This is a genomic window from Kitasatospora sp. NPDC056531, from assembly GCF_042794375.1.
GTDB lineage: Bacteria > Actinomycetota > Actinomycetes > Streptomycetales > Streptomycetaceae > Kitasatospora.
Window position 1 is genome coordinate 122,048 of sequence record NZ_JBHTTU010000011.1, and the last position, 12,977, is coordinate 135,024.

Here is a 12,977-nt window from a genome sequence, read left to right on the forward strand (position 1 = left end):
TAGGATCGGCTCCGGCGCTAGCCTGGGTAGCAGCAGTACGCAGCAGACACAGCGATACCCGGAAGTAGCAGCAGTACACAGCAGTAGCAGCAGTTGGTGCCGTAGGTAGCAGTGAGACACCGTGATCCGCCTTGTAGAGAAGGATTCCCATGTCTGAGAACCACGATGCGACCGGCGTAGAGGCGAGCGCGGAAGGCTGCCCGGTCAGCCACGGGCGTGCGCTTCACCCCACCCAGGGCGGCGGGAACCGCCAGTGGTGGCCGGAACGGCTGAACCTGAAGATCCTCGCCAAGAACCCCGCCGTGGCCAACCCGCTGGGTGGGGACTTCGACTACGCCGAGGCCTTCGACTCCCTCGACCTCCCGGCCGTCAAGCGCGACATCCAGGAGGTGCTCACCACCTCGCAGGACTGGTGGCCCGCCGACTTCGGCAACTACGGTCCGTTCATGATCCGCATGGCCTGGCACAGCGCCGGCACCTACCGGATCAGTGACGGCCGCGGTGGCGCCGGCGGTGGCCAGCAGCGCTTCGCCCCGCTGAACAGCTGGCCGGACAACGCCAGCCTGGACAAGGCCCGCCGACTGCTCTGGCCGGTGAAGAAGAAGTACGGCCGCAGCCTGTCCTGGGCCGACCTGATGATCCTGGCCGGCAACGTCGCCCTGGAGGGCATGGGCTTCGACACCTTCGGCTTCGGCGGCGGCCGCGTCGACGAGTGGGAGCCCGACGAGGACGTCTACTGGGGCCCCGAGACCACCTGGCTCGACGACAAGCGCTACACCGGCGACCGTGAGCTGGAGAGCCCGCTGGCCGCCGTCCAGATGGGCCTGATCTACGTCAACCCCGAGGGCCCCAACGGCAACCCCGACCCGATCGCCGCCGCCCGCGACATCCGCGAGACCTTCTACCGGATGGCGATGAACGACGAGGAGACCGTCGCGCTGATCGCCGGCGGCCACACTTTCGGCAAGACCCACGGCGCCGGCCCGGCGGACAACGTCGGCCCGGACCCGGAGGCCGCGCCGATCGAGCAGCAGGGCCTCGGCTGGAAGAGCGGCTACGGCACCGGAGTCGGCGGCGACGCGATCACCAGCGGCCTCGAGGGCGCCTGGACGGCCACCCCGATCACCTGGGACAACAGCTTCTTCGAGACGCTGTTCGGCTACGAGTGGGAGCTCACCAAGAGCCCGGCCGGCGCCCACCAGTGGAAGCCGAAGGACGGCGCCGGCGAGGGCACCGTCCCGGACGCGCACGACCCGAGCAAGCGGCACGTCCCGATCATGCTCACCACCGACCTGTCGCTGCGCTTCGACCCGGTCTACGGGCCGATCTCCCAGCGCTTCCTGGAGAACCCGGACCAGTTCGCCGACGCCTTCGCCCGCGCCTGGTTCAAGCTCACCCACCGCGACATGGGCCCGATCGTGCGCTACCTCGGCCCGGAGGTCCCGAGCGAGCAGCTGCTCTGGCAGGACCCGCTGCCGGCCGTCTCGTACCAGCAGGTCGGCGCCGCCGACGTCGCCGACCTCAAGCGTCGGATCGCCGCCACCGGCCTGTCGGTCTCGGAGCTGGTCTCCACCGCCTGGGCCGCGGCCTCCTCCTTCCGCAGCAGCGACAAGCGCGGCGGTGCCAACGGCGGCCGGATCCGGCTGCAGCCGCAGGCCGGCTGGCAGGTCAACGAGCCCGACCGGCTGGCCACCGTGCTGCGCGCCCTGGAGGGCGTGCGGGCGGAGTTCAACGCGCAGGCCGGCGACAAGCAGGTCTCGCTGGCCGACCTGGTGGTGCTGGCCGGTGGCGTCGGCGTCGAGCAGGCCGCCAAGGCGGCCGGCCTCGCGGTCGAGGTGCCGTTCGCGCCCGGCCGGGTGGACGCCCCGCAGGAGCTGACCGACACCGAGTCCTTCGCCGCGCTGGAGCCGAAGGCCGACGGCTTCCGCAACTGGGTCGGCAAGGGCAACCGCCTGCCGGCCGAGTTCCTGTTGCTCGACAAGGCGAACCTGCTGGGCCTGAGCGCGCCCGAACTGACCGTCCTGGTCGGCGGTCTGCGTGTGCTGGGCGCCAACCACCAGCAGTCCGCGCACGGTGTCCTCACCAAGACCCCGGGCGTGCTGACGAACGACTTCTTCGTCAACCTGCTGGACCTGGGCACTAGTTGGAAGTCCACCTCGGAGGACGCGCACACCTTCGAGGGCCGGGACGCCTCCGGTACGGTCCAGTGGACCGGCACCCGCGCCGACCTGGTCTTCGGCTCGAACTCCGAACTGCGCGCCGTCGCCGAGGTGTACGCGAGCGACGACGCCAAGGAGAAGTTCGTGTCGGACTTCGTCGCGGCCTGGGTCAAGGTCATGAACGCGGACCGCTTCGACCTGGTGTGACAGGGCTGACCTAGACGGGAGCCCGGGGGCGCCAACCCCCGGGCTCCCGTTGCGTGTTGGCGCGCGTTGTCGCGTGTCAGCGCGTGTCAGCGCGGATCGGGCACGGAGCCCACGCTGACCAGCCCGGTCTCGTACGCCGCGACCACCACCTGGGCCCGGTCCCGCAGGCCCAACTTGCCCAGGATCCGGGCGACGTGGGTCTTCACCGTCGCCTCGGAGAGCTGTAGCCGGGCGGCCAGCTCGGCGTTGCTCAGGCCCCGGGCGAGCAGCGTCATCACCTCCAGCTCGCGCGGGGTGAGGGTGGCCAGCTCACGGTGCGGGGCGGCGGGGTCCGGGGCGGCCGGTCGGGCGAAACGCTCGACCAGGCGGCGGGTGATCGCGGGGGCGAGCAGCGCGTCGCCGGTACGCACCAGCCGGACGGCGGCGGCCAGGTGCTCCGGGGTGACGTCCTTCAGAAGGAAGCCGCTGGCCCCGGCGGCCATCGCGGCGTAGACGTAGTGGTCCAGGTCGAAGGTGGTCAGCATGATGACCCGTGGTGCGTGCTCGGCTCCGCCCGGGCCGTCCGCGAGGATCCGGCGGGTGGCCTCCAGCCCGTCCAGGCCGGGCATCCGGATGTCCATCAGCACCACGTCCGGTCTGGTCCGACGGACGGCGGCGACCGCCTGCTCGCCGTCCTCGGCCTCGGCGACCACCTCGATCCCCTCGGACTCCAGGATCAGCCGGAACCCGATCCGGACCAGGGCCTGGTCGTCGGCGACCACCACGCGCAGCGCGCTCATGAACTCTCCAGCGGGATCAGGGCCGTGACGCGGTAGCCACCGCGCGGCCGGGGACCGGTGTGCAGGGTGCCGCCGTAGACGGCGAGTCGTTCGCGCAGCCCGAGCAGGCCGCGTCCGTTGCCGGTGGCGGCGGCGCCGGTGGGGCGGCCGCCGGTGTCGGTGACCTCCACCCGCAGTCGGTCGGGGGCGTACTCGACGGTCACCGCGGCGTCGGCGCCGCCCGCGTGCTTGACGGTGTTGGTGAGCGCCTCCTGGACGACCCGGTAGGCGGCGAGCTCGACCCCGGGCGGGACGGCCCGGCGCTCGCCGCGCACGGTCAGCTCTACCGGCAGCCCGGCCTGCCGGACGCCCTCGACCAGGGCGTCGAGCCGCCCGAGGCCGGGCTGCGGGCTGAGGTCGGCACTGGCCGCCGGGTCGTCCCCGGCGCCCGCGTCGATGGTCAACAGTCCCATCACGTGCCGCAGTTCGGTCATCGCCGCGCGTCCGCCGGTCTCCACCGCGGCCATCGCCTCGCGGGCGCTGTCCGGGGCGGTGTCCAGGATCTTGCGCGCGGCCCCGGCCTGGATCGTCATCATGCTCACGTTGTGGGTCACCACATCGTGCAACTCCCGGGCGATCCGCGCCCGTTCGAGCTCCACGGCGCGCTCCAACGCGGCCAGCTGCTCGCGCTCCAGGGCGGACAGCCGCTCCCGCCCCTCGTCCACCCGGCGGCGCCACATCCGCAGTTCGTAGGCGACCGCGAACACCGGCACCAGGACCAGGACGGCGATCACCCCGTTCGGGAAGTGCGGCAGCTTGGCGTCGTTGAACAGCACCACCAACACGGCGGTGGCGACCGGCAGGTTCGGCAGCACGGCGGCCGGTCGGCGCCCGTACGCGGCCGCGCTGTAGGCGGCGACGATCACCGCCACACCCGCCGAGTACGCGATGTCCTCGGACTGCGACCGCACCAGCAGCGCGGCCGGCAGCACCGTCCACAGCACCGCCAGCGGATAGCGGCGGCGCAGCACCAGCGGCAGCGGGACGAGCGGGACGAGTAGCAGCACCCCGTGCCAGGTGCCGTCCCGCGGGGCGCCCGCGATGGTGGCGTAGCGGCCGGAGGTGAAGGCGAGGAACAGGGCCAGGGCCAGGTCGAAGACCTGGCCGCGCCGGGTCGGCCGGGGCGGGGGAGCCGCGCCCGGGTCGCCGCTCAGTCGGGCCGCTGCCGTGCGCAGCCGCCGCACCGTCGGATGGTCGATCACGTTGATCACCGGGACATTGTGGCGGTCGGCCGTCATCCGGCACAGCCCCGCGGCCGACGGCAGCCGGTACACCGGGCGACTACACCGGAAGGATGACAGCGCGTCGGGTCCGTCGGACGCGGTACGGAACTTGCCGCGGGCGGCGGACGCGGGTGCGGGCCGCTCGTTCGTACCTTCTTCCGGACGTCACCGTCCCCGGCGTGGCCGGCAGCACCACCGTGACCGCCTTCGACGGCGACGCGACGGCGGCCGGTTACAAGATGGTCTCCGGCCGCTGGTACCAGGGCCCGGGCGAGGTCGTCGCCCCCGCCACCTTCCTGACCGAGGCCTCGGTCAAGCCCGGCGACCAGGTGACCTTCACGAGCCACGGCCGGCCGGTCACCGTCCGGATCGTCGGCGAGGTCTTCGACCCGCACATGCAGACCAACGAACTGTTCACCGACGCCACCACCTTCCCGTCCGGGACGGCCCCGAACCCCGACTTCTGGTTCGTCACGCTCAAGCCCGGCACCGACCGCGCCGCCTATGCCACCGCCCTCGGCGCCGCACCCGCCCCAGCCCACATGACTGCCGACGCAGGCGGGCCGCACGGCTCCAGTGACTCGATCGCCGCGCTGAACTCGCTCACCGCCACCCTGACCCGTCCTGGCCTCCGGACTCCCGCCCGGACCTCAAGTCTCCCCGTCCGCCCGGTCCTCCTCGGTCCTCTTCTCGGCTTTCCTCTCCGCCGCCCGGACCTGCTCGGTGAAGGTGTGCTCGTCGATCCGCTCGATCGTCGCCCCGTGCTTGGCGGCCAGCTCGTCCGCCGGGCCGGGCGAGGCCTCCCGGGCGTCCAGGGCGAGCAGCGCCCCGCCGTCCGGCACCCGGGGCGAAAGCACGATCATCGCGGCGCCGGCCTCCGTCGCGTGGTGCTCCTCGGCCGCGTTGCCGAGCGCCGCGCCCGCCGCGAAGCCCAGCAGCATCCCGACCGGCCCGCCCAGCAACCCCACCAGCCCGCCCAGCACCCCCGACCCGACGGTGGCCACCCCCGCGCCCCGGGTGAAGGTGTCCTTCACCTCCACCACACCGTCCGCGCTGCGCTCCAGCGCGGCCGCCAGCCGCAGGCCCGGCAGGTGCTGCGCCTCGTCGAAGGCCGAACGCCAGGCGGTGGCGTCGGGGAAGGTCAGCAGGACGAGGTTGTGCTGCTCGCTCATCGCACTCCGATCGGGGTGGGGCTGCCCGGGTCTCCATCGTGACCTTCGGTCCGGGGCGCTGCCACAGGAGCCACGGGTTCAAACCAGGATCGCGATCCACCCGGGCGCGACCGCGCCTGTTTCGGCCAGGTGTGGGGCTACCCGAACGATCGGACGGCGGGGGCAGGCGGCGGGAGGGAGTGGGCTCGGCCTGGGGGAACGAGGGCGCCGCCGCCGGGCTTCCGTTGGTTCGATCCTGGCCGAAACAAGGACCAGTTGTGTGCATGCCACTGGTGTGCCGGGTGGGGCGCTGTCAAGATCCGGATCCGGCACACCCGTGCCAGATCCGAACGCTTGGAGGAGGCAGCATGCAGCCCACGGCTGAGCAGGTTCGCGCACTCAAGGACGAGGACTTCCGGCTCACCCTCGGCCAGGGCCACCAGGTCCACCCGGCCGGCGAGCTCGTGGACGAGCTCTACGTGACCGCCGCGGTGCTGAACAGCACCTGTGACGGCTGGTCCAGCTGCGGGCGCCTCTGCAGCTACTGAGACCGGGGTCCGGCGCGGGCCCCGGTTCGTACGGCCGGCCGGGGCCCGCGCCGGACAGGCGCGTCGCGCGCCCTCACGCATCGGCGCCCTCACAGACCGGCGCTGAACGGATAGAGCAACAGAGCAGACAGAGAGGCAGCACCGCCCCGTGGTCGACGCGTCCGAACTCCTGCGGGCTGCCGCCCGAGCCGTCCCACTGAACGCCCGCGGCCGGGCGTCGGAAGGGCTCGACGCGGAGCCGGTCGGTGACGCCGACCGCGCCGAACGCCGTGAGCGGGCCGCCCGGAAACTGGAGCGCTGGCGGGCCCAGGCACCGTTCGACCGCGCCGACTGGTTCACGCGCAGGCTCACGGCCGACGGCATCGACCCCGACGCCCTGCGCGCCCTGCTCGCCGAGCACCCGGACGCGCTCGCCGCCCGCCTCGCAACGCTCCCCTGGGCCGAGCGGCTCGTCGCCGCGTTCCACCGACCGGCCGCCCGGGACATCCCTGAGGAACACGAATTCGCCGGGATCGTCGCTCCGCTGCTCGCCGCCGCCCACGACCGCCTGCGCACCGGGTTGGCCGCCCTGGACGCCCCCGCTCTGGGCGCCCCCGAGGAGCTGGCCGCACTCGCCCTCCCCGCGCTCACCGCCGCCGCCCACGCGATGGCGACCCGGACCGTCATCACCGAACTCCATGTCGCCCGACTCACCGGCGAGTTGACCGGCAACACCCCCGAGGGGCGCTACCGCGACTTCCTCGGCCGGCTCACCCGGCCCGAGCGGTCGCTGCGACTCCTCGCCGAGTACCCGGTCCTGGCCTTCCGCCTCACCACCGCCGCGGAGCAGTGGACGACCACCACCCTCGCCCTGTTCCGGCGACTCGCCGCCGACCTGCCCGCCCTCGCCCGCACCTTCGCCGACGGCCGCCCGCTCGGCCGGCTCACCGAACTCGCCACCGGCCTCGGAGACCCGCACCGCGGCGGTGCCACGGTCAGTTCACTGCGCTTCGAGCACGGCGTCCGGATCGTCTACAAGCCGCGGCCCCTCGGCGCCGAGGCCCACTTCCAGCAGATCCTGCACTGGCTCAACCCGCAGCTGCGGCTGCCCCTGCGCGACCTCGCCCACCTGGCTCGCGACGGCTACGGCTGGGTCGCCCACCTCACCGCCGAACCGGCCCGGGACGATGCCGAGTTGAGCGCCTTCTACCACCGCGCCGGCACTCTGGCCGCGCTGATGTACGTGCTCGACGCGGTGGACTGCCACGCCCAGAACCTGCTCGCCGTCCGGGACCAGCCCGTGCTCATCGACCTGGAGGCGATCCTCCACCCCGACCTGCACGAGCCCGCCAAGGACCTGTCCGAGTCCGAGCGGATGGCCCGCCACCAGGCCCGGCACTCGGTGCTGCGCTCCGGCCTGCTCCCCGAACGGATGTGGGACGAGGGCAACGGCGGCACCGACCTCTCCGCCCTCGGCTGGGACCCGGCCAGCCTCCCGCCCCGCCCCGCGCCCGTCCTGGTCAACCAGGGGACGGACGAACTCCGCGTGGAGTACCGGAGGTTGCCGGTGGAAGCCCCCGGTAGCCGACCCGTGCCGGCCGGGCAGCCGCTGCGCCTGGCCGACCACCTGGCGGAACTGGAGGCCGGATTCACCGAGGCCTACCGGCTGCTCGCCGCCGACAAGGGGAAACTCCGCTCCCTGATACGGGCGTTCGCGGATGACGAGACGCGCCTGCTGCGCCGCGACACCTTCGAGTACCGCAGCCTGCTCGGCACCGCCTGCCACCCCGACCTGCTGCGCGACGGCCTCGACCAGGACCGCCACCTGGACCGGCTCTGGGCCCTGGCCGCCTGGGAGGAGCGCGCCCTCGCCTACGTCGACCACGAACGCGCCGACCTGTGGCGCGGCGACGTGCCCGTCTTCACCATCCGCCCTGACGGCGTCGACGCCCGCTCCTCCACCGGCGCCCTCATCCCCGGCGTCACCGACCGGCCCCCGCTCGACCTCGCCCTCGCCAAGGCCGACGCCCTCGGCGAGGAGGACCTGGAGCGCCAACTCCAGCTGATGCGGCTGTCGGTGACGACCTCCGGCGGTGCCCGGGAGCCGCGCGGCCCGGCGGTCGCGCGGACACCTGTGGCCGGTGCGGCCCCCGGCCGGGGAGTCGCCGACCGCGCCCTCGCCATGGCCGTCGAGGTCGGCGAAGGGCTGCTGCGCGAGGCCTGCCGAGGGAACGCCGACCTCGCCTGGGTCGGCCCCAACTGGGCCCCGCCCGGCCACTGGGCACCCGCCGAACTCGGCCCCGACCTGTACAGCGGCACGGCCGGTGTGACGCTCTTCCTCCACCAACTCGCCTGCGCCACCGGCGACCGCGAACACCGGACGGCCGCCTCCGCCGCCGAACTGACGCTCCGCCGGCAGATCCGGCGGCGCGCCGACCGCCTCGGCGGCGGCCTCTCCGGACTCGGTGGCCTGCTCTACGCGGTCGCCCAACTCACCGCCCACCACCCGGACTCCGAACTCGACGCGCTCGGCTCCCTCCTCCTCGACCGCGTCACCGCCACCGCCGTCGGCGACACCCAGTACGACCTCCTCGCCGGGAACGCGGGCACCATCGGAGGCCTGCTCGCCTGGGAGGCCGTCCGCCCCGGGCCCGCCGTCACCGACGCGCTGGCGGCCTGCGCCGAAAGCCTCGTCCAGGCCGCGGCCCCGCACCCCGAGGGCGGCGCCGGCTGGCTGCCCGCCTCCCTCGCCGGCACCGTCACCCGCCCCCTCGCGGGCTTCGCCCACGGCGGCTCCGGCATCGCCTGGGCCCTGGCCCGGGCCGGGCACCGCCTCGGCGACCCCCGCCTGCCCCGACTCGCCCTCGCCGCCGTCGCGTACGAGCGCACCCTGTTCGACCCCGCCGCCGCCAACTGGCGCGACGTCCGCGAGGACGACGGGCCCGACGGCCCCAGCTACCCCGCCCTCTGGTGCCACGGTGCCTCGGGCATCGCGCTGGCCCGCACCGACCTCGCCCGACTCATACCCGAAGAACGCGAGTCGCTCCTCGCCGAGCGTGACACCGCCCTCGGTGCGGTGCTCCGGGAGGGCTTCGGCCACAACTCCTCGCTCTGCCACGGCGATCTCGGCAACCTGGAGGCCCTCCACCTCTCCGGCGGATCGTGGCAGGCCGCCGCCGAGCGGCAGGCCCGTGCCACCCTCGACGACCTGGCGGCCCGGGGCTGGACCTGTGGCCTTCCGCGCGGGGTCCACAGCCCCTCGCTGATGGTCGGCCTGGCCGGCATCGGCCACGGCCTCCTGCGCCTCGCCGCCCCTGGCGCCACCCCCTCCGTCCTGACCCTCGAACCGCCGACTGGCTGATCCCGCCGGGCCGTTGCCGCTATCCGTCGGCCTCCTCCGGGGTGTCGGGCGTTCCGATCACGTCCGAGGGCGGCGGACGCGGTAGCCGCCGCGGTGCAAGCCCGGCGCACCGGCACCCCGCCGGGCCGGCCGCTCAGTCGAGGCAGAACTCGTTGCCCTCGATGTCCTGCATCGCGATGCACGATTCATTGACGCCGTCGGCACGCAGAACTTGCACGCACACCGCACCGAGCGCCTCCAGCCGTGCGCGCTCGGCCTCCAGTACGGCGAGGCGCTCCTCGCCCACGAGTCCGGTGCCGACCCGCACGTCGAGATGCACCCGGTTCTTGACGACCTTGCCTTCGGGAACGCGCTGGAAGTACATCCGTGGGCCCACACCCTCGGGGTCCATACAGACGAACGCCGCACCCTGACGCTCAGCCGGCAGCGAGCGGTTGAAGTCGTCCCACGTGGCGAAGCCCTTCGGCGGCGGCGGTACGACGTACCCCAACACCTCGCACCAGAAGCGAGCGACGCGCTCGGGTTCCGCGCAGTCGAAGGTGACCTGGAACCGCTTGATCGATGACACCGGTCCTCCATGGCGCGTGCTGTTCACCGAGACCCGGAGGTCATCGCAGCGTCGTGCGGAGAGCGGACGCGCCCACTGGGGATGCATCGATGTCCACCTCGTCGTCGTGCAACCTGGTGATCTCGGACACGGCGGGTGAGCCTTTCACATGATCACCTGGGGCTCAACCGGTTTTCCGCCCACCGTGGGGGACCATGGGTGGCATGGAGCTGAGGATCGAGGCCACCGACCTGCCGGGCCGTGAGTGCGGCGGCGGGCCCGGATTCCCGGGGTACCGGGACATCCACGTCGCCGTCCAACGCCGGGGCCGCCCGGCCGAGTTGATCGACCCGCAGCCCGGGGACGCGGCGCAGGCGCGATGGTCGCTGGAGTGCGAGGCGAAGCGGCTGCCGGACGGCGGGGTGGACATCACCGGCCGGTACGTCCAGGGCGGGCCGGGCGGCCGGTTCGTCTACCTCAACTGGGTGACGCACGAGGGCGATACGTGGTCGCTGTTCCGCCGGGCCAAGCTGCTGCTGGCGGCGGTCGACCCTTCCACCGTCGAGGCGGCCGTGGCGAGCGGATCGCTGGTCGCCCGCTTCGGCCTCACCGACGCCAAGGGCCACCCGCTGTGCGCCGCCGTCCGCCCGCCGCTGGTCACCTGGACGGCAGCGGGCTGAGCGCCGCGCACTCCAGCGGCGCCGACGGGTCCACCGAGAGGTCGGCGGGCGCCGGATCGGCACGCCGTCCCGCACCAGGCCCGCGCCCGTCTCGTCGCAGGAGGACTCGATGCCCAGTACGACCACCGGCGATCCTGTCACAGCCACTCACCCTCATCAGCCATTACACATTCGGGTGACCATTGTGCCCGACGGGATGTGAGGAATAAGCAAGAGCCCATAGTTCGTTTCTGCAACTGATGCGCAATAGTGTTGTCCCGGCACGATCGAAACGACCAACCCGCCGAAAGGGGCCGTGTCCTGATGGGCACCTACACGCTTCCCGACCTGCCGTACGACTACTCCGCGCTGGAGCGGGCGATGTCGGCCGAGATCCTGGAGCTGCACCACTCCAAGCACCACGCCGCGTACGTGAAGGGCGCGAACGACACCCTGTCGCAGCTCGCCGAGGCGCGCGACAAGGAGCAGTTCGGCGGCCTGGTGGGCCTGCAGAAGACCTTCGCCTTCCACCTGTCCGGCCACGTCCTGCACTCGCTGTTCTGGCAGAACCTCTCGCCGGAGGGCGGCGAGCGCCCCGAGGGCGAGCTGGCCGACGCCATCACCGAGCACTTCGGCAGCTTCGAGGCCTTCAAGAAGCAGCTCACCAACGCCACCACCGGCGTCCAGGGCTCGGGTTGGGGCATCCTCTCCTGGGAGCCGCTCGGTCAGCGCCTGATCGTCGAGCAGGTCTACGACCACCACGGCAACGTGGGCCAGAACACCACCCCGCTGCTCGCCTTCGACGCCTGGGAGCACGCGTACTACCTGCAGTACCGCAACGTCCGCCCGGACTACGTCACCCGCCTGTGGGACGTCGTCAACTGGCAGGACGTCCAGGCCCGCTTCGCGGCCATCAAGAGCGCCTGACCCGGATCAGGTGACGGAAGGCCCCGCTCCGGTCGGGCGGACCGGGGCCCTCCCCCTTCTTCCAGGGCCTTTCCCCCTCTTCCGGGCGTCAACGGGGCGCGGGCGCGACGCGGAGCGTTGACGCCGGACACGCCCGGCTCACCGAGACGAAGGCTCGACGCCACCCGTTGTTCGCCCGGAAACGGCCTCCGGTCGCTACGCTCAGACCGCCGCCGGTAACCGGCGGTCGGCGGCCGAACGGCCCGTCCGCTCCTCAGCGAAAGGCCGTCCGATGGCGCCGCGCCTCTCCGTCGTCGTCCCGATCTACAACGTCGAGCGCTACCTCGTGGAGTGCCTGGACTCGATCGCGGCGCAGACCTTCGAGGACTTCGAGTGCGTCATGGTCGACGACGGGTCGACCGACGACGGACCCGTCATCGCCGAGGCGTACGCCGCCAAGGACCGGCGCTTCCGGCTGGTCCAGCAGGAGAACAAGGGCCTCGGCGCCGCCCGCAACACCGGCTGGCGCCACCTCACCCCGGGGACCGACTACCTGGCCTTCGTGGACAGCGACGACACCCTGCCGCCGCACGCGTACGAGCTGATGATCCGCACGCTGGACGAGACCGGATCCGACTTCGCCACCGGCAACGCGCTGCGCCTGCGCACCACCGGCCTCACTCCCTCGCACGCCCACCGCCGCCCGTTCCGCGAGACCCGGCTGCGCACCCACGTCAGCGAAACCCCTGCCCTGGTCACCGATCGCACCGCCTGGAACAAGGTCTACCGGCGCACCTTCTTCGACGCCGCCGGCATCCTCTACCCCGAGGGCATCCTGTACGAGGACGCCCCGGTCAGCGTGCCCCACCACTTCCTCGCCGAGCGGGTCGACGTGCTCGCCGAACCGATCTACCACTGGCGGGTGCGCGAGGACGGCGCGCTGTCCATCACCCAGAAGAAGACCGACCCGCGCGGGCTGATCGACCGGGTCCGCTCGATGGAACTCGTCCGGGAGTGGCTGCTGGCCCGCCCCGAGCCGGTGTTCGCCGAGTACCTGCGCGCCTACGACCGGAACTGCCTGGTCGAGGAGATCCCGATGTTCTTCTGGTCCGTCCCGGACGGCGACCGCCCCTACTGGGAGGTCTACCAGCGGCACGTCAGCCGGCTGATCCGGGCCATCGGCACCGAGCGGCTGGCCGGGCTGAGCGCCCAGCTGCGGGTCAAGTACCGCCTCACGCTGGCCGATGCGATGAACCGCTTCGTGGCCGTCCAGCGGGTGCACCTCCTCGTCCGGCGCACCCGCCAGGCGGCCAGGCGTCGGTGAGGTTCCGGACCCGTCGCCTGGATCACCCAGGACATCGAGACTTGCCCCCGACACTGCCCCTCCGGTCCTTGCCCTCACTCCGGAGATCGTCGTAG

Annotated in this window: 10 protein-coding genes; 6 read left to right on the forward strand and 4 right to left on the reverse strand. The window is 72.7% G+C overall.

Annotated features, from left to right (window positions below; genetic code table 11):
* Positions 1-149 precede the first annotated feature (149 nt).
* The gene (gene katG, locus ACFQ87_RS13735; RefSeq protein ID WP_380610905.1) at positions 150-2,366 is read left to right on the forward strand and encodes a catalase/peroxidase HPI; all 2,217 of its coding nucleotides are present in this window, start codon (positions 150-152) and stop codon (positions 2,364-2,366) included.
* Positions 2,367-2,452: 86 nt separating this feature from the next.
* Here katG and ACFQ87_RS13740 read toward each other — a convergent pair whose 3' ends face one another.
* The 3 genes from ACFQ87_RS13740 to ACFQ87_RS13750 form a co-directional block, all read right to left on the reverse strand.
* Positions 2,453-3,145 carry a response regulator gene (locus ACFQ87_RS13740; RefSeq protein ID WP_380610906.1) on the reverse strand — a complete coding sequence of 231 codons (693 nt, stop codon included), beginning with the start codon at positions 3,143-3,145 and terminating at the stop codon, positions 2,453-2,455.
* Positions 3,142-4,422: a sensor histidine kinase gene (locus ACFQ87_RS13745; RefSeq protein WP_380610907.1), complete on the reverse strand. Its 1,281-nt coding sequence runs from the start codon at positions 4,420-4,422 to the stop codon at positions 3,142-3,144. The genes ACFQ87_RS13740 and ACFQ87_RS13745 overlap by 4 nt, the downstream gene beginning before the upstream one ends.
* A gap of 635 nt (positions 4,423-5,057) precedes the next feature.
* Entirely contained in the window at positions 5,058-5,579 is a 522-nt protein-coding gene (locus tag ACFQ87_RS13750; protein ID WP_380610908.1) for a hypothetical protein, read from the reverse strand.
* Positions 5,580-5,926: 347 nt separating this feature from the next.
* Between ACFQ87_RS13750 and ACFQ87_RS13755 the strand changes: the two genes are divergently transcribed.
* Together ACFQ87_RS13755 and ACFQ87_RS13760 are read left to right on the forward strand one after the other, a co-directional pair.
* Positions 5,927-6,106: a hypothetical protein gene (locus tag ACFQ87_RS13755; protein ID WP_380610909.1), complete on the forward strand. Its 180-nt coding sequence runs from the start codon at positions 5,927-5,929 to the stop codon at positions 6,104-6,106.
* A gap of 148 nt (positions 6,107-6,254) precedes the next feature.
* Positions 6,255-9,446 (forward strand): type 2 lanthipeptide synthetase LanM family protein, encoded by a 3,192-nt coding sequence (locus tag ACFQ87_RS13760; protein WP_380610910.1) that lies wholly within the window; start codon positions 6,255-6,257, stop codon positions 9,444-9,446.
* A gap of 133 nt (positions 9,447-9,579) precedes the next feature.
* On the opposite strand, the gene ACFQ87_RS13765 is transcribed toward ACFQ87_RS13760, so the two are convergent.
* Positions 9,580-10,014: a VOC family protein gene (locus ACFQ87_RS13765; protein WP_380610911.1), complete on the reverse strand. Its 435-nt coding sequence runs from the start codon at positions 10,012-10,014 to the stop codon at positions 9,580-9,582.
* A 203-nt stretch (positions 10,015-10,217) separates the two neighbouring features.
* On the opposite strand from ACFQ87_RS13765, the gene ACFQ87_RS13770 reads away from it, so the two are divergent.
* The 3 genes from ACFQ87_RS13770 to ACFQ87_RS13780 all read left to right on the forward strand — a co-directional run bounded on the left by ACFQ87_RS13770 (position 10,218) and on the right by ACFQ87_RS13780 (position 12,882).
* The gene (locus ACFQ87_RS13770; protein ID WP_380610912.1) at positions 10,218-10,673 is read left to right on the forward strand and encodes a DUF5990 family protein; all 456 of its coding nucleotides are present in this window, start codon (positions 10,218-10,220) and stop codon (positions 10,671-10,673) included.
* A gap of 303 nt (positions 10,674-10,976) precedes the next feature.
* Complete coding sequence (locus tag ACFQ87_RS13775; protein ID WP_380610913.1) at positions 10,977-11,579, forward strand: superoxide dismutase; 603 nt, start codon at positions 10,977-10,979, stop codon at positions 11,577-11,579.
* 271 nt (positions 11,580-11,850) lie between these two features.
* Positions 11,851-12,882 (forward strand): glycosyltransferase family 2 protein, encoded by a 1,032-nt coding sequence (locus tag ACFQ87_RS13780; RefSeq protein WP_380610914.1) that lies wholly within the window; start codon positions 11,851-11,853, stop codon positions 12,880-12,882.
* Positions 12,883-12,977: the final 95 nt, after the last annotated feature.

Excerpts from the sequence above, each read along its gene's own strand:
- katG (WP_380610905.1), top strand. The coding sequence starts at position 150 with ATGTCTGAGAACCACGATGCGACCGGCGTAGAGGCGAGCGCGGAAGGC.
- ACFQ87_RS13740 (WP_380610906.1), bottom strand. The coding sequence starts at position 3,145 with ATGAGCGCGCTGCGCGTGGTGGTCGCCGACGACCAGGCCCTGGTCCGG.
- ACFQ87_RS13745 (WP_380610907.1), bottom strand. The coding sequence starts at position 4,422 with ATGACGGCCGACCGCCACAATGTCCCGGTGATCAACGTGATCGACCAT.
- ACFQ87_RS13750 (WP_380610908.1), bottom strand. The coding sequence starts at position 5,579 with ATGAGCGAGCAGCACAACCTCGTCCTGCTGACCTTCCCCGACGCCACC.
- ACFQ87_RS13755 (WP_380610909.1), top strand. The coding sequence starts at position 5,927 with ATGCAGCCCACGGCTGAGCAGGTTCGCGCACTCAAGGACGAGGACTTC.
- ACFQ87_RS13770 (WP_380610912.1), top strand. The coding sequence starts at position 10,218 with ATGGAGCTGAGGATCGAGGCCACCGACCTGCCGGGCCGTGAGTGCGGC.
- ACFQ87_RS13775 (WP_380610913.1), top strand. The coding sequence starts at position 10,977 with ATGGGCACCTACACGCTTCCCGACCTGCCGTACGACTACTCCGCGCTG.
- ACFQ87_RS13780 (WP_380610914.1), top strand. The coding sequence starts at position 11,851 with ATGGCGCCGCGCCTCTCCGTCGTCGTCCCGATCTACAACGTCGAGCGC.